The 19,159-nt window shown below is 66.3% G+C and carries 19 protein-coding genes; 9 read left to right on the forward strand and 10 right to left on the reverse strand.

What is annotated here, in order from left to right:
* Positions 1 to 20 precede the first annotated feature (20 nt).
* Positions 21 to 797 carry an ABC transporter substrate-binding protein gene (locus ACSX1C_RS20835; RefSeq protein ID WP_439887690.1) on the forward strand — a complete coding sequence of 259 codons (777 nt, stop codon included), beginning with the start codon at positions 21 to 23 and terminating at the stop codon, positions 795 to 797.
* 94 nt (positions 798 to 891) lie between these two features.
* Here the strand turns inward: ACSX1C_RS20835 and ACSX1C_RS20840 are convergent, their stop codons facing one another.
* The 7 genes from ACSX1C_RS20840 to ACSX1C_RS20870 all read right to left on the reverse strand — a co-directional run bounded on the left by ACSX1C_RS20840 (position 892) and on the right by ACSX1C_RS20870 (position 8,610).
* Positions 892 to 1,521: a helix-turn-helix transcriptional regulator gene (locus tag ACSX1C_RS20840; RefSeq protein WP_439887691.1), complete on the reverse strand. Its 630-nt coding sequence runs from the start codon at positions 1,519 to 1,521 to the stop codon at positions 892 to 894.
* A 78-nt stretch (positions 1,522 to 1,599) separates the two neighbouring features.
* Positions 1,600 to 2,727: an NAD(P)/FAD-dependent oxidoreductase gene (locus ACSX1C_RS20845; RefSeq protein WP_439887692.1), complete on the reverse strand. Its 1,128-nt coding sequence runs from the start codon at positions 2,725 to 2,727 to the stop codon at positions 1,600 to 1,602.
* Positions 2,727 to 3,695, reverse strand: a complete 969-nt coding sequence (locus ACSX1C_RS20850) for an ornithine cyclodeaminase family protein (RefSeq protein WP_439887693.1) — start codon at positions 3,693 to 3,695, stop codon at positions 2,727 to 2,729. The genes ACSX1C_RS20845 and ACSX1C_RS20850 overlap by 1 nt, the downstream gene beginning before the upstream one ends.
* Before the next feature lie 153 nt (positions 3,696 to 3,848).
* Positions 3,849 to 5,315 (reverse strand): ATP-dependent RNA helicase RhlB, encoded by a 1,467-nt coding sequence (gene rhlB, locus ACSX1C_RS20855; RefSeq protein ID WP_439887694.1) that lies wholly within the window; start codon positions 5,313 to 5,315, stop codon positions 3,849 to 3,851.
* Between the two features lie 135 nt (positions 5,316 to 5,450).
* Positions 5,451 to 6,611 carry a dipeptidase gene (locus tag ACSX1C_RS20860; RefSeq protein WP_439887695.1) on the reverse strand — a complete coding sequence of 387 codons (1,161 nt, stop codon included), beginning with the start codon at positions 6,609 to 6,611 and terminating at the stop codon, positions 5,451 to 5,453.
* A 156-nt stretch (positions 6,612 to 6,767) separates the two neighbouring features.
* Entirely contained in the window at positions 6,768 to 7,706 is a 939-nt protein-coding gene (locus tag ACSX1C_RS20865; protein WP_439887696.1) for a GGDEF domain-containing protein, read from the reverse strand.
* Positions 7,707 to 7,923: 217 nt separating this feature from the next.
* Positions 7,924 to 8,610: an alpha/beta hydrolase gene (locus tag ACSX1C_RS20870; RefSeq protein ID WP_318643040.1), complete on the reverse strand. Its 687-nt coding sequence runs from the start codon at positions 8,608 to 8,610 to the stop codon at positions 7,924 to 7,926.
* A gap of 481 nt (positions 8,611 to 9,091) precedes the next feature.
* Here ACSX1C_RS20870 and ACSX1C_RS20875 point away from each other — a divergent pair, with 481 nt between their 5' ends.
* The 4 genes from ACSX1C_RS20875 to ACSX1C_RS20890 all read left to right on the forward strand — a co-directional run bounded on the left by ACSX1C_RS20875 (position 9,092) and on the right by ACSX1C_RS20890 (position 13,290).
* Positions 9,092 to 10,120, forward strand: coding sequence for an amino acid ABC transporter substrate-binding protein (locus tag ACSX1C_RS20875; protein ID WP_318643038.1), 1,029 nt, complete (start codon positions 9,092 to 9,094; stop codon positions 10,118 to 10,120).
* A 99-nt stretch (positions 10,121 to 10,219) separates the two neighbouring features.
* Positions 10,220 to 11,404: an amino acid ABC transporter permease gene (locus tag ACSX1C_RS20880; RefSeq protein ID WP_439887697.1), complete on the forward strand. Its 1,185-nt coding sequence runs from the start codon at positions 10,220 to 10,222 to the stop codon at positions 11,402 to 11,404.
* A gap of 10 nt (positions 11,405 to 11,414) precedes the next feature.
* On the forward strand, positions 11,415 to 12,512 hold the full coding sequence (locus ACSX1C_RS20885; protein ID WP_439887698.1) for an amino acid ABC transporter permease: 1,098 nt from the start codon (positions 11,415 to 11,417) through the stop codon (positions 12,510 to 12,512).
* Between the two features lie 10 nt (positions 12,513 to 12,522).
* Positions 12,523 to 13,290 (forward strand): amino acid ABC transporter ATP-binding protein, encoded by a 768-nt coding sequence (locus tag ACSX1C_RS20890; protein ID WP_439861135.1) that lies wholly within the window; start codon positions 12,523 to 12,525, stop codon positions 13,288 to 13,290.
* An 89-nt stretch (positions 13,291 to 13,379) separates the two neighbouring features.
* Here the strand turns inward: ACSX1C_RS20890 and ACSX1C_RS20895 are convergent, their stop codons facing one another.
* The gene (locus ACSX1C_RS20895) at positions 13,380 to 14,333 is read right to left on the reverse strand and encodes a GlxA family transcriptional regulator (RefSeq protein ID WP_439887699.1); all 954 of its coding nucleotides are present in this window, start codon (positions 14,331 to 14,333) and stop codon (positions 13,380 to 13,382) included.
* Between the two features lie 119 nt (positions 14,334 to 14,452).
* Between ACSX1C_RS20895 and ACSX1C_RS20900 the strand changes: the two genes are divergently transcribed.
* The 4 genes from ACSX1C_RS20900 (at position 14,453) to ACSX1C_RS20915 (ending at position 17,077) form a co-directional block, all read left to right on the forward strand.
* A complete protein-coding gene (locus ACSX1C_RS20900; RefSeq protein WP_439887700.1) occupies positions 14,453 to 14,923 on the forward strand; it encodes a nuclear transport factor 2 family protein in 471 nt (156 codons plus the stop codon).
* 140 nt (positions 14,924 to 15,063) lie between these two features.
* Positions 15,064 to 15,783: a phosphatidylcholine synthase gene (pcsA, locus tag ACSX1C_RS20905; RefSeq protein ID WP_439887701.1), complete on the forward strand. Its 720-nt coding sequence runs from the start codon at positions 15,064 to 15,066 to the stop codon at positions 15,781 to 15,783.
* On the forward strand, positions 15,776 to 16,075 hold the full coding sequence (locus tag ACSX1C_RS20910) for a GIY-YIG nuclease family protein (RefSeq protein WP_318643026.1): 300 nt from the start codon (positions 15,776 to 15,778) through the stop codon (positions 16,073 to 16,075). Before pcsA ends, ACSX1C_RS20910 begins: the two co-directional genes overlap by 8 nt.
* 66 nt (positions 16,076 to 16,141) lie before the next feature.
* The gene (locus ACSX1C_RS20915) at positions 16,142 to 17,077 is read left to right on the forward strand and encodes a glutathione S-transferase family protein (RefSeq protein WP_439887702.1); all 936 of its coding nucleotides are present in this window, start codon (positions 16,142 to 16,144) and stop codon (positions 17,075 to 17,077) included.
* Here the strand turns inward: ACSX1C_RS20915 and ACSX1C_RS20920 are convergent, their stop codons facing one another.
* Positions 17,078 to 17,935: a DUF4344 domain-containing metallopeptidase gene (locus tag ACSX1C_RS20920; protein ID WP_439887703.1), complete on the reverse strand. Its 858-nt coding sequence runs from the start codon at positions 17,933 to 17,935 to the stop codon at positions 17,078 to 17,080. It abuts the gene before it with no gap.
* A gap of 171 nt (positions 17,936 to 18,106) precedes the next feature.
* Positions 18,107 to 19,114: a nucleoid-associated protein YejK gene (gene yejK / locus ACSX1C_RS20925; RefSeq protein ID WP_439887704.1), complete on the reverse strand. Its 1,008-nt coding sequence runs from the start codon at positions 19,112 to 19,114 to the stop codon at positions 18,107 to 18,109.
* Positions 19,115 to 19,159 lie beyond the last annotated feature (45 nt).

The following is a 19,159-nucleotide window of genomic DNA, read 5'->3' on the forward strand; positions in this document are numbered from 1 at the left end:
ACCCCGCAGGAACCCGCACCATGAAGAAACTCGCCATACTGGGCGGCTTCGCCCTGAGCCTGATGACGTCCAGCCTGTTCGCCGCCGACAAGCCCTTGCGCCTGGGCATCGAGGCGGCCTATCCGCCGTTCGCCTTCAAGACCGCCGATGGCCGCATCGACGGTTTCGACCACGACATCGGCAACGCCCTGTGCGCCGAGATGAAGGTCGAGTGCCAGTGGGTCGAGCAGGAGTTCGACGGCCTGATCCCCTCGCTGAAGGTGAAGAAGGTCGACGCCATCCTCTCCTCCATGACCATCACCGACGAGCGGCGCAAGTCGGTGGACTTCACCGGCAAGTACTACTACAGCCCGGCGCGCCTGGTGATGAAGCAGGGCAGCGAGGTCGACGCGGACTTCGCCGGCCTCGCGGGCAAGCGCATCGGCGTGCAGCGTTCGACCACCACCGACCGCTTCGCCAGCGAGGTGCTGGCGGCCAAGGGCGTCGAGGTGGTGCGCTACAGCTCGCAGAACGAGATCTACCTGGACCTGATCTCCGGGCGCCTGGACGGCACCCTGGCCGACGCCGTTCCGGTGGACGAGGGCTTCCTCAAGACCGACAACGGCAAGGGCTTCGCCTTCGTCGGCCCGTCCTTCACCGACCCGCACTACTTCGGCGAGGGCGCCGGCATCGCCGTGCGCAAGGGCGACGCCGAGCTGCTCGGCAGGCTCAACGCGGCGATCCAGGCGATTCGCGCCAGTGGTCAGTACCAGAAGATCCAGAGCAAGTACTTCGACTTCGACATCTACGGCGACTGACGCCTCCTGACCTGCAAAAAAGCCGCGCAGTGCGCGGCTTTTCCATGGGCGCTCGGTGAGCGCGGCGGCCAGCGCAGGGATGCGTGGTCCGGGCTCAGCCCTCGCCCTTGATCTCCTTGAGGTGCTTGTACACGGTGGCGCGGCCCATGTTCAGCACGTTGGCCACGTAGTTGGCGGCGCTCTTGCCCTTGAACGCGCCCTCGGCGTGCAGCGCCTCGACCAGTTCGCGCTTGTGCTCGCGGGTCAGCAGGTTGAGGCCGAGCTGGCGCTGGCGCAGCCAGTTGTGCAGGAAGGTGTTGATGCGCTCCTGCCAGTCGTCGCGAAACAGCGCGTCGGGCTGGGGGATCAGCCGGCCGGGGGCGAGGAACAGGTCCAGCGCCTGCTTGGCGCTCTCGAACAGCGAGATGTTCAGGTTCAGGCACAGCACGGCAATCGGCGTGCCCCGGGCGTCGCGCAGCACGCTGCTGACCGAGCGGATCTTCTGCCCGTCCCAGTTGAGCTTCTCGTAGGGGCCGATGGTGCGCTCCTGTGTGGCGCCGTCGAGCATGTCCTCCAGCGCCGCGTCGTCGCCGACCTCGCGCTTGGAGAGGTTGTTGGCGATGTAGTCGATCTTCTGCGTGCGCAGGTCGTGCAGTACCACCTCGGCGTGGGGGAAGAACAGGGTGGCGATGGCGTCGGCGATGGCCCGGAAATTGTCCAGGTCGGCGGCGGGTGTCGGCTTCATCGGGGAAGGGCTCCAGTCAGCGCCCGGCACGAGGGGCGCTGCGAGTGTGCCGCAAAGTGTCCGTAGCGTCATCTTCGCTCAGCGGAGGAGGCGGGCGGGGGACAGCTGTTCGGCGCTCAGGCCGAACTGGCGCAGCGCTGCGGGCAGCGCTTCACCGCGCACCAGGGCGGCGCAGGCCTGGCCCATGGCCGGCGAGGTCTGGATGCCGTAGCCGCCCTGGGCAGCGCACCAGAAGAAGCCCGGCGCCAGTGGGTCGAAGCCGCCGACCAGGTCGCCGTCGGCGACGAAGGAGCGTAGCCCGGCCCAGGTATGCGCTGGGCGGCGGATGCTCAGGTGGGTGTGCTCCTCGATCTGGTAGATGCCCAGGGCGATGTCCAGTTCCTCCGGCTGCACGTCGTGGGGCTCGACCGGGTCGGCGTTGGCCGGCGAGCCGAGCAGCAGGCCGGCGTCGGGCTTGAAGTAGAAGGACTCGTCGAGGCTGACCACGCAGGGCCAGGCCTGGCAGTCGAGGCCTTCCGCGCCCTGGAAGGTGAAGGCGGCGCGGCGCTTGGGCACCAGGCCGATCGGCGCCACCCCGGCCAGGGCGGCGATCTGGTCGCACCAGCCGCCGGCCGCGTTGATCAGCACCCGGGCGCGGTACTGGGCGCTGCCGCAATCGACCCGCCAGCCGTCGCCGTCGCGGGCGATGGCCTGCACCTCGCGCTGGTTGTGGATCTCGCCGTCGTGCTGGCGGATGCCGCGCAGGTAACCCTGGTGCAGGGCGTCGGTGTCGATGTCGGCGGCGCTGGGGTCGAGCATGGCGCCCCGCACCTTGTCGCGGCGCAGCACCGGGACCAGGGCGCAGTCCTGGTCGGCATCCAGCAGGCGCATCTCGGCCACGCTGGCCTGGGCGCTGGCAAACTGGCGCTGCAATTCCTCCGGGTCGCCGCTGAAGTCGACGACCATCTCGCGGCGCGGGCTGAGCAGCGGGTGTTCGGCAAAGCCCGTCGGTGGGCTGTCGAAGAACGTCCGGCTGGCGGCACTCAGGGCCCTGACCTGGGGCGTGCCATAGGCCAGGGTATAGAGGGCGGCCGAGCGTCCGGTAGCGTGGTAGCCGGGCAGACTTTCACGCTCGAGCAGGACGGTCTTGCCGTGGGGGGAGAGGAAGTAGCCAGTCGATGCCCCGGCGATCCCGGCGCCGATGATTAGGTAGTCGACGTGCTGCATCAGGCGACGACCTCCTGCTGGCACTTGAGTCGATAGAGCGCGTGGGCCAGGGCGATATCTTCCAGGCCCAGGCCGATCGAGCGGAAGAAGGCGTGGCGGCGGTAGTCCGGCAGCGGCGCCTGGTCGCTGAGCAGTTGCGCCAGGTCGCCGCGGATCTGGCTGCGATCCCAGCCGTGGTCTTCGCTCGCCAGGCACATTTCGCCGGCGCTGGCGGGGGTGGTGGCGCGGTAGTCGCAATACACGTCCATATCGTCCAGCGACTGCGGCGGCACCTCGTGGGCGCGCGGCGCGTTGGTGCTGATCGAGGTGATCAGTGCCGGTCGGCCCAGCTTGGTGGGGTCGAGCACCGGGCCGGCAGAGGAGGTGCAGAGCATGATCACCTCGGCGCCGTCGGTGGCCTCCTCCAGGCGGGCGCACAGCTGCAGGCGCGGGTCCAAGCGCTGCAACTGCTGCAGCTGCGCCGGGTCCTGCTCGAGCAGGCCCGGCGAATAGATGGCGATGCTCTGCCAGGCGCGCAGGCCCCTGGCGTAGTGTACGTGGGCGCGGGCCACGGCGCCGCTGCCGATCACCGCCAGGCGTCGTGCCTGGGCGGGCGCCAGGGCGTCCACGGCGACCGCGGTGGTGGCGGCGGTGCGCGCGGTGGTGAGCAGGCCGGCGTCGCACAACAGCAGCGGCTGGCCGCTGTGCATCGACATCAGCAGGGTCCAGGCGCTGACCAGCGGACCCTGCTGGCGAACGATATAGGGCGAGGTCTTGACCCCGTACACGCCGGCTTCGGCCAGTACGCCGAGGTAATTGATGAAGTCGCCGGCGGCGTTGGGGAACTCGACCAGCTGCTGCGCCGGCTGCACTGCCTCGCCCGCCGCCAGGCTGCGGAACATGGCGAGCATGATCTGGTGGACGTCGATCTGGCCGAGCAGCTGCTCGGCTTCGGCCTGCTGGATGACATAGGGGGTGACGCACGCCATAGGACGCTCCGGAGTCGAGTTATACAAAAAGTCTATTCTGGACTTTTATGTGTTGTTCGACAAATACCCGGGCGGCGGCGACTTACGTTCCGGCGACCTCGCAGGAAGAAAAAAGGCGAAGCCGGGGCTTCGCCTTGTCCTGTCGCTGTGCCGTCAGTGCTTGCGCGGCACCGGCTTGAGCAGCGCGTCCGGCGGCATCTCGCAGTTGATCTTGCGCCCCAGCAGCGCCTCGATCGGCGGCAGGGCGAAGGCGTCGTCCTCGCCGGCGAAGCTGATGGAGGTGCCGCTGGTTCCGGCGCGGCCGGTGCGGCCGATGCGGTGCACGTAGTCGTCCGGGTCTTCCGGCAGGGTGAAGTTGATCACATGGCTGATGCCTTCGACATGGATGCCGCGGCCGGCCACGTCGGTGGCCACCATCACGCGGATCTTGCCCTCGCGGAAGCCTTCCAGGGCGCGGATGCGCTTGTGCTGGGGCACGTCGCCGGACATCTGCACGGCGCTGACGCCGTCGCGGGTCAGGCGCTCCTCGATGCGCCGCACCTCGTCCTTGCGGTTGGCGAAGACCATCACCCGGCTCCAGTCGTTCTGGGTGATCAGGTTGTACAGCAGCTTGTACTTGTCGGCGCTGGCGACCGCATAGACGTGCTGTTCGACCGTGTCGCTGGCGACGTTCTCCGGCTCGATCTCGACGATGGCCGGATTCACCGTCCACTGCTTGGCCAGGTTCATCACGTCTTCGGTGAAGGTGGCGGAGAACAGCAGGGTCTGGCGTTCGCCCTTCATCGGGGTCTGGCGGATGATCTGCCGCACCTGGGGGATGAAGCCCATGTCGAGCATGCGGTCGGCCTCGTCGAGCACCATCACCTCGACCATGTCCAGGTGCACCTCGCCGCGCTGGTTGAAGTCCAGCAGGCGGCCCGGGGTGGCCACCAGGATGTCGCAGAAGCGCGATTCCAGTTGCTTGAGCTGCTTGTCGAAGTCCATGCCGCCGACGAAGCTCATCACGTTCAGGCCGCTGTACTTGGTCAGGCCGATGGCATCGTTGGCGATCTGCACCACCAGCTCGCGGGTCGGGGCGATGATCAGCGCGCGCGGCTCGCCCATGTAGCGTTCTTTCGGCGGCGGGGTCTGCAGCAGCTGACTGATGATCGAGACGAGGAAGGCCGCGGTCTTGCCGGTGCCGGTCTGGGCGCGGCCGATGGCGTCCTGGCCCTTGAGGGTGTAGCCGAGGACCTGGGCCTGGATCGGCGTGCAATAAGGGAAGCCGAGGTCGTGGATGGCGTGCATCACCCGCGGATCGAGGTCGAAGTCGTGGAAGCGGGTCTTGCCTTCGGCAGGTGCCACCACGAAGTCTTCCAGCTTCCAGTTGTCGACGGGCTTGGCCGCACGCTCGCGGCGTGGCTTGCTGGCGTTGCCCTTGCCGCCGCGTGCCGGTTTGGTTGCGGCATTGTCTGGCGCCTCGGCACTGTCAGTGGCCGCACGTCCGGCGTCTCTGGGCTTGGCGGGGCGGTTGGGCTTCTCGTCTTGGGCGTTTTGGCTGCGAGGCGCTGCGGGCGCAGTGAGCGTATCGGCTTGCTCGCCCTCGGCTTTGCCGAACATCTTCTTGAGTGCTTTGAGCACGGTCATCTCGTCAATTGGTTAAGGAGTGAACGGCGGCCAGTGTAAAGCAAGAAGTCGGCGCGGCGAAGCACCCTGCTCGGGCGACTTGTCAATGCCTGTGCGGCATTTTCCTCAAGGGGCTGCCTGACTGCTCGGTCAGTCCGGCGGCAGGGTCGCCAGCAGCAGGCGCTGGACGTTGCCGCCCATGATCGCGGCGATCTCGGCATGGCTGAAGCCGGCCGCCTGTAGGCCCTCGGTCAGCTGCGCCAGGCCGCTGACATCGAAGGGCGCGCGGATGGTGCCGTTGAAGTCCGAGCCGAGGGCCACATGTTCGACGCCGATCAACCCGCTGGTGTAGCGGATCGCCCGTACTATGGCCTCGACCGAGGTGGCGCAGACGGCCGCGTCCCAGTAGCCGATGCCGACCAGCCCGCCGCTGGCGGCGATGCCGCGCAGCTGCGGGTCGCTGAGATTGCGCGGGCCGGGGCAGGTGCCCGCGACGCCGGTGTGGGATACCAGCAGCGGTCGTCGGGCCATGGCCAGCACGTCGTCGATCAGGGCGGCGGAGGCGTGGGCCAGGTCGATCAGCATGGCCTTGTCTTCCAGGCGGGCGATCACCCGGCGCCCGAACGGGGTGAGCCCGCCCTTGTCCAGGCCGTGGGCGGAGCCGCCGACTTCGTTGTCGAAGAAGTGGGTCAGGCCGGCGATGCGAAAACCGGCGTCATACAGGCGCTCGAGGTTGTCCAGGTTGCCTTCCAGCGGGTGCAGGCCCTCGGTGGCGAGCAGCGCGGCCACCCGCCGCGGGTCCTGCTGGCGGGCCTGGATAAAGGCCGCTAGGTCTTTCCGGCTGCGGATCAGCACCAGGCGACCCTGGCTGGCGGTCGCCGCCTGCCGGAGTTTAGCGGCCTGGTACAGGGCCCGTTGCAGCAGGCTGTCCCAGGTCGCCCTTGGCCAGCGCTGGGCCAGCGCCAGCAGGGTGATGTTGTCGCTGTCGGCGGCGTTGCGCTGGTAGTTGAGCCCGCGCGGGGTCTTGGTCACGGCGGAGAATACCTGCAGCGCCACGCCGCCTTCGAGCAGCCGCGGCAGGTCGGAGTGGCCGTAGCTGTGGCGTTCGAGGAGGTCGCGCTGCCAGAGCAGCGCATCGTCGTGCAGGTCGGCGACGAACAGCTGCTGGTGAAGACGTCGCGCCGATTCGCTCGCCGAGTAGGGCGGGGCGACGGCGACGCCGTTGAGCAGGCGGTCGAGCAGCTGAGGCAGGCTGAAAAAGAGCGCCCCAGCACCCATGGCGAGCAGCAGGATAAGCAGGAGCTTGCGCATGGGGTCTCCGGAGGTGCGGGGCGAGCAAGGCATGGCGCTGGTATGAGCCTAGCCAAAGGTGAGGCAGGTTCATCCGGGGCTTCTGGAGGCCTCGGTTGGGCGCACGCCCAGAACGCCGGGAATCCACCGGCTGAACAATCTACCGAGAGGTCGCCGCTAGCCGTACAGGCAGTTGCGGCCCTGTTGCTTGGCCCGGTATAGCGCGCTGTCGGCCCGGGCGATCAGGTCTGATAGCTCATCCCTCTGGCGCATCAGGGCCAGGCCGATGGATACCGTTACCCCCGGCAGCACGCCGCTGGGCGCGTAGAAGGAGGGGATCTGCTGCAGGGCCATGCGCAGGCGCTCGCCGATGCGCCGACCGTCGTCCTCGCCGATCTCCGGCAGCAGGATGACGAACTCCTCGCCGCCGTAGCGGATCAGGCTGTCCTTGGGCCGCAACTGCTCGCGCAGCGTGTGGGCGACCATGCTCAAGGCATAGTCGCCGGCCAGGTGCCCGTGCCGGTCGTTGTAGGCCTTGAAGTGATCGACATCCAGCATCAGCAGGCACAGCGGCTGGCTGTTGAACGCGCAGCGGGTGCTTTCCCGTTCGAATACATGCTTGAGCCAGCGGCGGTTGAACGCGCCGGTTAGGGCATCGATATTGGCGCTCTGTTCGCTGTCCAGGAGAATGCGGTTGCCTGAACGCAGCCGTTCGCAGAGCAGGCTGAGCAGGTTGTGCATCAGTTGCGGCGATTGTTGGAACAGCTTGATCAGGGCTTCACGATGCAGGCGTAGCACGCTGCAGGGCGTACTCGCCACCACGTAGGCCGACGGCGCCTGGTTGTCGATGAAGCTGATCTCTCCCGCACAGTCGCCGACGTTCAGGGTATTCACCGGCTGGTTGTCCAGTGAGCCGAGATAGACCTTGAGTTGGCCACTGAGCAGCAGATACAGGTGCTGGTTGCGCTGGAAGGGCGAGAGCAGTATCTCGCCGGCTTCCAGCTCGCAGGCCCGGAAGGACTTCAGCACCTGGTTCACGCAGCTGGCGGCGACGTTGTTGAACAGTCGCAGTTGATGGATACGTTGCGGGTCGACTTGCCAATGCGCTTCTTTCATGGCGAAGGCGCGCGGCGCTGGCTGTGAAGGGGGGCGGGCATCGCGAACACTCCCTGTTGTCAGGCGATCTCCAATCCCGACAGTATGCCGGCGAGCCGGGGCTGGCAATCCTCAAGCTGCCTTGCACGACCGATGGCTGAGGAATCTGACTAGCTCGTCACGTTTCGGCGCCGCCGGCAGGGCCATGACGCAGGAGCCCCCTACGCCTTGCCCGGCATCATGGCACCTGTCCGGATGCCGCCCCGTTGTCGCCCAAGCGCTCCTCCAGCCAGTCGGCTATATCGCGAATCTCCTCCGGCAGGACTTCGTGAGCCATCGGGTATTCGCGCCAGCGCACCTCCACGCCCTGGGCCGCAAGCGCATCATGGGCGGCGCGGCCCAGGGTGGGCTGTACCACATCATCGAAGGTGCCGTGCAGGCAGAGCACGGGTAACTGCTTCTTGTCATCGGCCAGTTGCGTGTCGCCGTCGAGGGTCGGTGCATAGGTGGACAGCGCCAGCACTCCGCCGAGCGGCCCCTGCCAGCGCAGGAACGCGGCATGCAGGGCCACGGCACCGCCCTGGGAGAAGCCGGCGAGGAAGATGCGCCGGGGGTCTATGCCGCTGTCGCGCTGGGCCTCGATCAGCGCTAGCACCTGTTGCGCCGATGCCTCCAGTTGTTCGCGGTTGATCGCGCGAGCCGGGCTCATGGTCAAGATGTCGTACCAGCTGGGCATGGCCCAGCCGCCGTTGATGGTCACCGCCTGGGTCGGTGCCTGCGGCAGGACGAAGCGGGTGCTGGGTAGTCGCTCCTGCAGCGCTTCGGCCACCGGCAGGAAGTCGTAGCGGTCGGCGCCCAGGCCGTGCAACCAGACGACGCAGGCGTCTGCGCGAGGTGTGGGGTGAAGAATCAAAGGATCGCTCATGGCGGGGCTCCAGTCTGGTGCGGCCGTGTCTATTGGAGGGCGGCAGCGCTTTGGCTAGGTGACTAATCTGGGAAGAATATGTCGCAAGATTACAAGTTTTACGCTTGACCTGTCCGTATGGTGGTAATGGCAAGGTGCTGGTATGGGCTTTGCTATGGCCAATAGGACTGATGACGTTGCCCGGTGCGGTAACACCTGTACCAGGCCGGGAGCGGAGCAGACGGGAAGCCGATTTGATGGGGTTTCCAAAGGTTCGTCTAGCATTGCATGCCGGGCGAGGAGCAAATGGCTATCCGTCTCCGACCCATTCGACCAGTGGGTACACGAGAGTTTCTTGGCTTAAGGAAGATTCGCCAACTAGACTCTCGAAGAGGTCTGATCCGCCGGTTTGACGCGTTGCTGCCGACGCATCCGACGAGCCCCAAAAGGGCAGGGTGGTAGGACCGAGACTCCAACACAACAAAAGCAACTGGAGGTTTTAATGAAGATGGTGAAATCCACCCTGGCGGTACTGACTACCGCAGCCGTTCTCGGTGTCAGCAGCTTCGCTCAGGCGGGCGCTACCCTGGACGCGGTGCAGAAGAAAGGTTTCGTGCAGTGCGGTATCAGCGATGGTCTGCCGGGCTTCTCCTACGCGGACGAGAAGGGCAACTACCTGGGGCTCGACGTCGATGTGTGCCGTGCCGTGGCAGCCGCCGTATTCGGTGACGCAACCAAGGTCAAATACAGCCCGCTGACCGCCAAGGAGCGCTTCACCGCGCTGCAGTCCGGCGAAGTCGACATCCTTTCGCGTAACACCACCTGGACCAGCTCGCGCGACTCCGGCCTGGGCCTGAACTTCGCCGGCGTGAACTACTACGACGGCCAGGGCTTCCTGGTGAATAAGAAGCTCGGCGTGTCCAGCGCCAAGGAACTCGATGGCGCCACCGTCTGTATCCAGGCCGGTACCACCACCGAGCTGAACCTCTCCGACTACTTCCGTGCCAACGGCATGAAGTACACCCCCATCACCTACGATACCTCCGACGAGAGCGCCAAGTCGGTGGAAGCCGGCCGTTGCGACGTGCTGACCTCCGACCAGTCGCAGCTGTACGCCCAGCGCATCAAGCTGGCCGCGCCGGAAGAGTACGTGGTGCTGCCGGAAGTGATCTCCAAGGAGCCGCTGGGTCCGGTCGTGCGCCAGGGTGACGAAGAGTGGTTCGACATCGTGCGTTGGTCGCTGTTCGCCATGCTCAACGCCGAAGAACTGGGCATCGACTCGAAGAACGTCGAGGAGATGGCCAAGTCCACCAAGAACCCGGACATCGCTCGCTTGCTGGGCGCCGAGGGTGAGTTCGGCAAGGACCTGAAACTGCCGAAAGACTGGGCGGTACAGATCGTCAAGCAAGTGGGTAACTACGGCGAAAGCTTCAATCGCAACGTCGGTGCCGGCAGCGAGCTGAAGATCGAACGTGGCCTCAATGCCCTGTGGAACAAAGGTGGTCTGCAGTACGCACCGCCGGTGCGCTGACCGTCTTTGCCGGTGTCCCGTCCTGGGGCGCCGGCATCGTTCTGACGACGTGAACCCCTGGCCCGCGGACGCGGGCGAGGGTGTTCCAAGAGGGCTCCTATGCAAAATACCGCAGATACCTCGCACCCCAAGGGCTCGGTCTGGACCGATCCCAAGGTACGCGCATGGATATTCCAGATTCTCGCCGTCATCGCCGTCATGGCGATCGGCTGGTACCTGTTCGATAACACCCAGACCAACCTGGAGAAACGCGGCATCACCTCCGGCTTCTCCTTCCTCAACAACAGCGCCGGCTTCGGCATCGCCCAGCACCTGATCGACTACACCGAGAGCGACACCTACGGACGGGTGTTCGTCATCGGCCTGCTCAACACCCTGTTGGTCTCGGTCATCGGCATCGTCTTCGCGACCATCCTGGGCTTCATCCTCGGTGTCGCGCGGCTGTCCAAAAACTGGTTGATCAGCCAACTCGCCACCGTCTACATCGAGACCTTCCGTAACATCCCGCCGCTGTTGCAGATCTTCTTCTGGTACTTCGCGGTCATGCTGTCCTTGCCGGGCCCGCGGCAGAGCCTGGAGGTCGGGCAGAGCTTCTTCCTCAACAGCCGCGGCCTATACATGCCGGCGCCTAGCGCGTCAGACGCATTCGGCACCTTTATCGGGGCGGTGCTGATCGCGATCATCAGCATCGTGCTGATCGGGCGCTGGGCGAAGGCGCGTCGAGAGGCGACCGGTAAGGTCTTCCACGTGTCGATCGCCGCAGTGGCGCTGATCGTCGGGCTTCCGGGCCTGGCAGTCGTGGTGGCGGGTAATCCGCTGCAATGGAGCATGCCCGAGTTGGCCGGTTTCAACTTCCGCGGCGGCTGGGTGATGATCCCCGAGTTGATGGCCCTGACCCTGGCGCTGACCATCTATACCGCGGCCTTTATCGCCGAGAACGTGCGTTCCGGGATCATGGCGGTCAGCCATGGGCAGACCGAGGCGGCGCGCTCCCTGGGCCTGCGCGGCAGCTATACCCTGCGTCTGGTGATCATTCCCCAAGCCCTGCGGGTGATCATTCCGCCGCTCACCAGTCAGTACCTCAACCTGGCGAAGAACTCCTCCCTGGCGGCCGGTATCGGCTATCCGGACATGGTCTCGTTGTTTGCCGGCACCGTGCTCAACCAGACGGGGCAGGCCATCGAGGTGATCGCCATCACCATGAGCGTCTACCTGGCCATCAGCATCAGCATTTCCATCCTGATGAACTGGTACAACAAGCGCATTGCGCTGATCGAGCGGTAAGGAGCAGCCCATGCAAACCCATACCTTCAGACCCGACATGCCGCCACCCGTGCTGAGCGTCGGTGTACTCGGCTGGCTGCGGGCCAACCTGTTTTCCAACTGGTTCAACACCCTGCTGACCCTGTTCGCCGTCTACCTGGTCTGGCTGATCATCCCGCCGATCATCCAGTGGGCCTTCATCGAGGCCAACTGGGTCGGTACGACGCGGGCAGACTGCACCAATGAAGGCGCCTGCTGGGTGTTCGTGCAGCAGCGCTTCGGCCAGTTCATGTACGGCTTCTACCCGGAAACCCTGCGCTGGCGCGTCGACCTGACGCTGTGGATGGCGATAATCGGCGCGGCGCCCCTGTTCGTCCCGCAGATGCCGCGCAAGGCCGTGTACGGCCTGGCCTTCCTGGTGCTGTATCCGCTGCTGGCCTACTGGTTGCTGCACGGCGGTTTCTTCGGTCTGTCGACCGTGCCGACCAGCCGCTGGGGCGGTCTGATGCTGACCCTGGTGATCGCCTCGGTGGGGATCGCCGGCGCCCTGCCATTGGGCATAGTGCTGGCCCTCGGTCGGCGTTCGGACATGCCGGCGATCCGCGTGCTGTGCGTGACCTTCATCGAGTTCTGGCGCGGCGTGCCGCTGATCACCGTGCTGTTCATGTCCTCGGTGATGCTGCCGCTGTTCCTGCCGGAAGGGCTCAGCTTCGACAAGCTGATGCGCGCCTTGATCGGGGTGATCCTGTTCCAGTCGGCCTATATCGCCGAGGTGGTGCGTGGCGGTCTGCAGGCCATCCCCAAGGGGCAGTACGAGGCGGCCGCGGCCATGGGCCTGGGCTATTGGCGGATGATGGGGCTGGTGATCCTGCCGCAGGCCCTGAAACTGGTGATTCCCGGCATCGTCAACACCTTCATCGCCCTGTTCAAGGACACCAGCCTGGTGATCATCATCGGCCTGTTCGACCTGCTCAACAGCATCAAGCAGGCGACCACCGACCCGGCCTGGCTGGGCATGGCCACCGAGGGCTATGTGTTCGCGGCGCTGATTTTCTGGATTTTCTGTTTTGGTATGTCCCGCTACTCCATGCACCTGGAGCGCAAGCTGGACACTGGCCACAAGCGTTAGGAGTTATGTCATGAGTGAAGCTATCAAGCAGTCGATCAGCGCCGCGCCGGGGATCATCCAGATGGACGGCGTGCACAAGTGGTACGGCCAGTTCCATGTGCTCAAGGACATCAACCTGAACGTGCAGCAGGGCGAGCGCATCGTCCTCTGCGGCCCGTCCGGTTCGGGCAAGTCCACCGCCATTCGCTGCCTCAATCGTCTGGAGGAACATCAGCAGGGGCGAATCGTCATCGACGGCACCGAGCTGACCCACGACCTCAAGCACATCGAGGCGGTGCGCCGCGAGGTCGGCATGGTGTTCCAGCACTTCAACCTGTTCCCCCACCTCACCGTGCTGCAGAACTGCACCCTGGCGCCGATGTGGGTGCGCAAGATGCCCAAGCGCGAGGCCGAGGAAGTGGCCATGCATTACCTGGAGCGCGTGCGCATTCCGGAGCAGGCCAACAAGTACCCGGGGCAACTGTCCGGCGGTCAGCAGCAGCGCGTGGCGATCGCCCGGGCGTTGTGCATGAAACCGAAGATCATGCTGTTCGACGAGCCGACCTCGGCCCTCGACCCGGAAATGGTCAAGGAAGTGCTGGACACCATGGTCGGCCTGGCCGAAGACGGCATGACCATGCTCTGTGTGACCCACGAGATGGGCTTCGCCCGTACCGTGGCCAATCGGGTGCTGTTCCTCGACAAGGGCGAGATCGTCGAGGAGGCCGACCCGGACACCTTCTTCACCAACCCGAAGAACGAGCGCACCCAGCTGTTCCTCAGCCAGATCCTGCACTGACCCATCGGTAACGTGCCGCATAAAAAAGGGAGCCAGGAGGCTCCCTTTTTTATGCAGCCGTATTCGGCCTGCCGGGCTACAGCCGCGGCTCAGGTCGTTTGGCGCAGGCGCTGGCGGAAGGCGCCCGGAGACTCTCCGCACAGCTGCTTGAAGCGTTTGGCGAAGGTCGCGCGGTCGCCGTAGCCGACCCGCTCGGCAATCTGCTCCAGAGAGTGCGTCGGGTCGCTCAGGGCGCGCTGCGCGGCAGTGATGCGCAGGCGCTGCAGATAGTCGTTGGGCGTCAGTCCGGTGCTGGCCTTGAAGCGCCGCAGCAGGGTGCGTGGCGAGCAGTTGGCCCGCGCGGCCAGGCGGTTGAGGTCGATCGGTTCGGCGTGATGCTGATGCAGCCAGTGCAGCAGCGGGCCGAGCTGCGGGTCGTCGCGACTGTCCTGGGGGAGCAGCGGAGCGAAGCGCGCTTGCTGGCCGCGCGGGCTGTCGAACACCAGGGCGTTGGCAACCAGCCGCGCCAGGTCGTCCCCTGCATGCCGGGCGATCAGGTACAGGCACAGGTCCAGGCCGGCATGGGCGCCGCCGGAGCTGAGCAGGTTGCCGTCGTGGCAGAGCATCTGCTCGACATCCAGCGCAATTCTCGGGAAGCGTCTACGGAACGCATCGGCCAGGGCCCAGTGGGTGGTGGCCCGGCGACCGTCGAGCAAGCCGGCGGCGGCGAGCAGGAAGGCGCTGCTGCACAGGCTGGCGATCTGCTGGTGGGCGGGGCGCTGCGCCAGCCAGGCCAGGAACGCGGCATTCGCTGTCAGGTTGGCGTCGATGGCGCTGCCGGTCGCCGGCACTATCAGCAGCTCGGCGCGGGCTGCCAGCTCCAGGCCGCCGTCGACCCGGATGCAGGCGAACTCCAGTTCGACCGGCCGGGCATCGGCGCTGAAGCGCTGCAGATTGAACAATGGCCGTCCGGCCAGGCGGTTGGCCAGGGTGAAGGCATCGTGGGCCATGCTCAGGCTGGAGCACGAGGTTTGCGGGCAGACATGCAGCGCGATCTGGAGCATGGGGGTAGGCTGTCGACAGGAGTTTGGCGATTATTGACACAAGATTGTCGATTGCGCCAATCGCGTCGCGGCGTAGCTGCACCCATACTCATGGGCCTCATATCTTTGGAGCCGGGCCTATGCGTCATCCCAATGCCGAACTGATCAGCCGGTTCTACCGGGCTTTCCAGCAACTGGATGCCGAGACCATGGCCGCCTGCTACGCCGAGGACGTGCGTTTCGACGATCCGGTGTTCGAGGGTCTGCGCGGAGCCGCGGCGGCGGACATGTGGCGCATGCTCACGGCGCGGGCCCAGGACTTTTCCCTGACCTTCGACCGGGTGCAGGCGGACGACCGCCAGGGCAGTGCCCGCTGGGTCGCCCGTTATCGGTTCAGCCAGACCGGCCGGCGCGTGGTCAACCCAATCGAGGCGCACTTCCTGTTCCGCGACGGCAAGATCATCGAGCACCGCGATAGTTTCGACCTGTGGCGCTGGTCTCGCCAGGCCCTGGGGCTCAAGGGGTGGGTGCTGGGCTGGGCGCCGCCGGTGCAGCAGGCCATCCGCCGTCAGGCGCTCAAGGGCTTGGCGCAATTCAGGGCTACGCGCTAGCGGCGCCTGGTTCGGCTGCCTAGGTAGGTGACCGGGGGCGGTGGTAATCTCTGTGCCCCGTGCTTTCATCCAAGATAGCGGCGGCCTGCACAGCCGCGCTGTCCGATGACCATGAGCATCGCCTTTCAGGAAGCCCGACCGTGAGTGAACTGCTGCTATCGCTGAACAAGGCCAAGGCCTGGACCGTGCACGCGGTGACCGCCAGCGGGGTGATTCTCGCGCTGCTGGCGTTGCTGGCGGTGCTCGACGGGCGGCCGCAAACCTGCCTGCTGTGGCTCGGCCTGGCCCTGCTGGTGGACGGCCTGGATGGCACCCTGGCGCGCAAGTTCGACGTCAAGGGCGTGCTGCCGCATTTCGACGGGGTGACCCTGGACCTGGTGATCGACTACCTCACCTATGTGTTCATTCCGGCGATCTTCGTCTATCGCTTCGTGCCACTGCCCGACTACACCCTGCTGCCGGCGGTCGGGCTGATCCTGCTGTCGTCGTTGTTCTGCTTCTGCAACGTCAACATGAAGAGCCAGGACAACTACTTCGTCGGCTTTCCGGCCGCGTGGAACGTGGTGGTGGTCTACCTCTACCTGCTGGATTTCGCCCCCTGGCTGAGTTTTGCCACCATCCTCCTGCTCGCGGGGCTGACCCTCACGCGGATGAAGTTCCTCCACCCCTTCCGCGTCCGCCAGTTCATGCCGCTCAATATCGCCGTGACCCTGGTGTGGATGCTCGCCTGCCTGGCGCTGATCCTGCGCTACCCCAGCCAGCCGATCTGGCTGCTGGCGATCTGGCTGTCGGCCTCGGCCTATTTCGTCGGCATCTGCCTGTGGCGCTCGGCCCGGGAGTGGTTTTCCGCCGATGAGTGAGGCGGGGGGCAAGGTCTGGTTCGTCTACCTGGTGCGCGCCGGCAACGGCGCGCTGTACTGCGGCATCAGCGACGACCCGCAGCGGCGCTTCGTCCAGCACCGCAGCGGCAAGGGCGCGCGCTTCTTCCATTCCAGCCCGGCGGTGGCCTTGGTCTACACCGAGGCCTGTGCCGGCAAGGGCGACGCCCTGCGCCGCGAGCGGGCGATCAAGCGCCTGGGCAAGGCGGCCAAGGAGGCCCTGGTCGCCGCCGGCGGCCTTATCGGCGCGCCTGATGGCGTACTATCAGGCTAGGCAGGTAGGCCGGCGCCGGCCGGCCGGGTAAGCTTGTTACTTCCCCCTAGCGACACGGAGCCAGTCATGCACGAGTTGATCCTGCACCATTATCCGACCTCGCCGTTCGCCGAGAAGGCCCGCCTGATGCTGGGCTTCAAGCAGCTGTCCTGGCGTTCGGTGATGATCCCGCCGCTGATGCCCAAACCGGACCTGACCGCGCTGACCGGCGGCTATCGCAAGACCCCGGTGTTGCAGGTCGGCGCCGACATCTACTGCGATACGGCGCTGATCGCCCGGCGCCTGGAGGCGGAGAAGCTCACCCCGACGTTGTTCCCCGAGGGCCAGGAGTTCAATGTCGCGACCCTCGCCCAGTGGGCCGACTCCGTAGTGTTTCAGCACGCGGTGAGCCTGGTGTTCCAGCCCGAGTCCATCGCCGTGCGCTTCGCCACGCTGCCGCCGGAGTTCCTCAAGAGCTTCATGGCCGACCGCGGCGCGCTGTTCAGCGGCGGCCAGGCCTCCCGCCTGCCGTTGGAGCAGGCCAAGCACCAGTGGCCGACCCTGATGGCGCGCCTGCAGCAGCAATTGGCGCGTGAGGAGGGCGACTTCCTGTTCGGCGAGCCCTCGCTGGCCGACTTCGCCCTGGCCCATGCGCTGTGGTTCCTGCGCGGCACGCCGGTGACCGCGCCGCTGGTCGACGACTACCCGGAGATCGCCGCCTGGCTGGCGCGGGTGCTGGGCTTCGGCCACGGTTCGCTCAGCGAGATGAGTGCCGAGGAGGCCATCGCGGTGGCGCGCGAGGCGACGCCGGCGGCGTTGCCGGAGGAGGCCTTCGTCGATCCGAACGGCTTTGCGCCCGGGCAGCGGGTGGCGATCGCGGCCGTGGATTACGGCGTCGATCCGGTCGAGGGCGAGTTGCTGTTCTGCGGTGCCGAGGAGCTGATCCTGCGCCGCGAAGACCCGCGTGCCGGCGTCGTGCATGTGCACTTCCCGCGTCTGGGCTTTCGCCTCGAGACGCGCTAGCTAGTCCGGTTCGGCCTGGCGCAGGCGCGGCAGCTGCCTGGCCAGGCTGCGGAAATGCGCCAGGCTCTCGTAGCAGAGCACGACCTCGGCGCCGTTGCGACTGTACCAGGCGTCCGCGGCGCCGCAGTTGCTCAGGCGCAGGGTCAGCGGGCGGGGGAGGCGGTAGGCCTGGCTGACACGCTCGGCGATGGCCTCCACCACCCCGGACTCGCGCACCCATTCGAGCAGGCGCGGGCCGTCCTTGAGGCGCGGGCTGGGCGGGTCGTAGAGCACCTTCAGGCGATGCTCCGGCGGCGCGCCCGGCGGCCGTCCGTGTTGCTGCGCGACCCAGGCCAGGGCCCGGCGCACCTGGGCATACTCCTGGTCGCAGTACAGCGCGCGTTCCACCGGCAGGCCGGTGATGTGCGGCACCCACTCCAGCTCATCCGGATCGCTGCCGTAGATCAGGCACGCCAGGTTATAGAAGCGCTGGGCATCCAGGCCGTGGCTGTCCCAGGCATGTACCTCTTCGTAGGCCGGTTTCGGCCGCTGCCATTCCAGGCGCCAGTAGTCGGCGATATCCAGCAGCTTGGCGTAGAAGCCGGCGTCGTGGTGGCGGTCGTAGGAGAGGAACAGGCTGATGAAACCCAGCTGGTCGGCGGCGTCCTCCTCGCGGCCGAGCACCGGCAGTTGCAGTTCGGCGATCAGCAGATGGCCCATCTCGTGCAGCAGGGTGAACTCGGCGTTGGCGGTGACGAAGCGGGCCTCGTTCGAGCGCAGGGCCGCCGCTGGCGGCGTGCTCTGCGCCGTGCTGGGGCCGCTCTGCAGCAGTACCAGGGCGCACAGGCACAGCGCCCGCGCCTCAGCCCAGGCGGCCATGGTGCCGCGGCTGGGTAAGGTTGGCGCCCTGGCGGACGCCAGCAGGTCGGTCGGGTTCGCGCATATCGGCACCTCGACGGAACGGCGTGGGTGCCTGTTTGACTCTAGCAGTTGGGGCGCCGATGGCCGTCGGCATGAGGGGCCCCTTGCGGGGGGCCGCCCTCGCGGCATTCAGTCCTTGCGGCGCTTGAGCTGATCGGTCAGCTGGGTCGGCAGGTGGCGGATGATCAGGCAGTCCTGGGCCTCGTCGTACTCGATCTTCGAGCCGAGCAGGTGCGACTCGAAGCTGATCGACAGGCCCTCGGCGCGGCCGGTGAAGCGGCGGAACTGGTTGAGGGTGCGCTTGTCCGGCGGAATCTCCGGCGACAGGCCGTAGTCCTTGTTGCGGATATGCTCGTAGAAGGCCTGGGGACGCTCCTCGTCGATCAGCCCGGAGAGCTCCTGCAGGGTCATCGGCTCGCCCTGCTTGGCCTGGCTGCTGGCGTAGTCGACCAGGGCCTTGGTCTTCTCCCGCGCCGACTCTTCCGGCAGGTCCTCGCTCTCCACGAAGTCGCTGAAGGCCTTGAGCAGGGTGCGGGTCTCGCCGGGGCCGTCGACGCCCTCCTGGCAGCCGATGAAGTCGCGGAAGTATTCCGAGACCTTCTTGCCGTTCTTGCCCTTGATAAAGGAGATGTACTGCTTGGAGTTGGCGTTGTTGCGCCACTCGGAAATGTTGATGCGCGCCGCCAGGTGCAACTGGCCGAGGTCCAGGTGCTTGGCCGGGGTCACGTCCAGGCTCTCGGTCACCGCCACGCCCTCGCTGTGGTGCAGCAGGGCGATGGCCAGGTACTCGGTCATGCCCTGCTGGTAGTGGGCGAACAGCACATGGCCGCCGGCCGATAGATTGGACTCCTCCATCAGCTTCTGCAGGTGTTCGACCGCCTGGCGGCTGAAGGCGGTGAAGTCCTGGCTGTCGTCGAGGTAGGCCTTCAGCCAGCCGCTGAACGGAAAGGCGCTGGATTCCTCGTGGAACAGGCCCCAGGCCTTGCCCTGCTTGGCGTTATAGCTCTCGTTGAGGTCGGCGAGCAGGTTCTCGATGGCCTGGGAGGCGCCCAGCTCGGTGTCGCGGGCATGCAGCACGGCGGGGGAGCCATCGGGCTTCTTGTCGATCAGGTGGACGATGCAATGACGGATCGGCATGGCGGTTCTCTTGGCAAGCTTCGGCGGTGAACGGGGCGTGGAACT

Origin of the sequence: Pseudomonas sp. MBLB4123, from assembly GCF_051904775.1 — a bacterium.
GTDB lineage: Bacteria > Pseudomonadota > Gammaproteobacteria > Pseudomonadales > Pseudomonadaceae > Aquipseudomonas > Aquipseudomonas benzenivorans_B.

Coding starts and splice junctions, on each gene's coding strand:
- ACSX1C_RS20835 (WP_439887690.1), top strand. CDS start 21: ATGAAGAAACTCGCCATACTGGGCGGCTTCGCCCTGAGCCTGATGACG.
- ACSX1C_RS20840 (WP_439887691.1), bottom strand. CDS start 1,521: ATGAAGCCGACACCCGCCGCCGACCTGGACAATTTCCGGGCCATCGCC.
- ACSX1C_RS20845 (WP_439887692.1), bottom strand. CDS start 2,727: ATGCAGCACGTCGACTACCTAATCATCGGCGCCGGGATCGCCGGGGCA.
- ACSX1C_RS20850 (WP_439887693.1), bottom strand. CDS start 3,695: ATGGCGTGCGTCACCCCCTATGTCATCCAGCAGGCCGAAGCCGAGCAG.
- ACSX1C_RS20860 (WP_439887695.1), bottom strand. CDS start 6,611: ATGCGCAAGCTCCTGCTTATCCTGCTGCTCGCCATGGGTGCTGGGGCG.
- ACSX1C_RS20865 (WP_439887696.1), bottom strand. CDS start 7,706: ATGAAAGAAGCGCATTGGCAAGTCGACCCGCAACGTATCCATCAACTG.
- ACSX1C_RS20870 (WP_318643040.1), bottom strand. CDS start 8,610: ATGAGCGATCCTTTGATTCTTCACCCCACACCTCGCGCAGACGCCTGC.
- ACSX1C_RS20875 (WP_318643038.1), top strand. CDS start 9,092: ATGAAGATGGTGAAATCCACCCTGGCGGTACTGACTACCGCAGCCGTT.
- ACSX1C_RS20880 (WP_439887697.1), top strand. CDS start 10,220: ATGCAAAATACCGCAGATACCTCGCACCCCAAGGGCTCGGTCTGGACC.
- ACSX1C_RS20885 (WP_439887698.1), top strand. CDS start 11,415: ATGCAAACCCATACCTTCAGACCCGACATGCCGCCACCCGTGCTGAGC.
- ACSX1C_RS20890 (WP_439861135.1), top strand. CDS start 12,523: ATGAGTGAAGCTATCAAGCAGTCGATCAGCGCCGCGCCGGGGATCATC.
- ACSX1C_RS20895 (WP_439887699.1), bottom strand. CDS start 14,333: ATGCTCCAGATCGCGCTGCATGTCTGCCCGCAAACCTCGTGCTCCAGC.
- ACSX1C_RS20900 (WP_439887700.1), top strand. CDS start 14,453: ATGCGTCATCCCAATGCCGAACTGATCAGCCGGTTCTACCGGGCTTTC.
- ACSX1C_RS20910 (WP_318643026.1), top strand. CDS start 15,776: ATGAGTGAGGCGGGGGGCAAGGTCTGGTTCGTCTACCTGGTGCGCGCC.
- ACSX1C_RS20915 (WP_439887702.1), top strand. CDS start 16,142: ATGCACGAGTTGATCCTGCACCATTATCCGACCTCGCCGTTCGCCGAG.
- ACSX1C_RS20920 (WP_439887703.1), bottom strand. CDS start 17,935: ATGGCCGCCTGGGCTGAGGCGCGGGCGCTGTGCCTGTGCGCCCTGGTA.
- yejK (WP_439887704.1), bottom strand. CDS start 19,114: ATGCCGATCCGTCATTGCATCGTCCACCTGATCGACAAGAAGCCCGAT.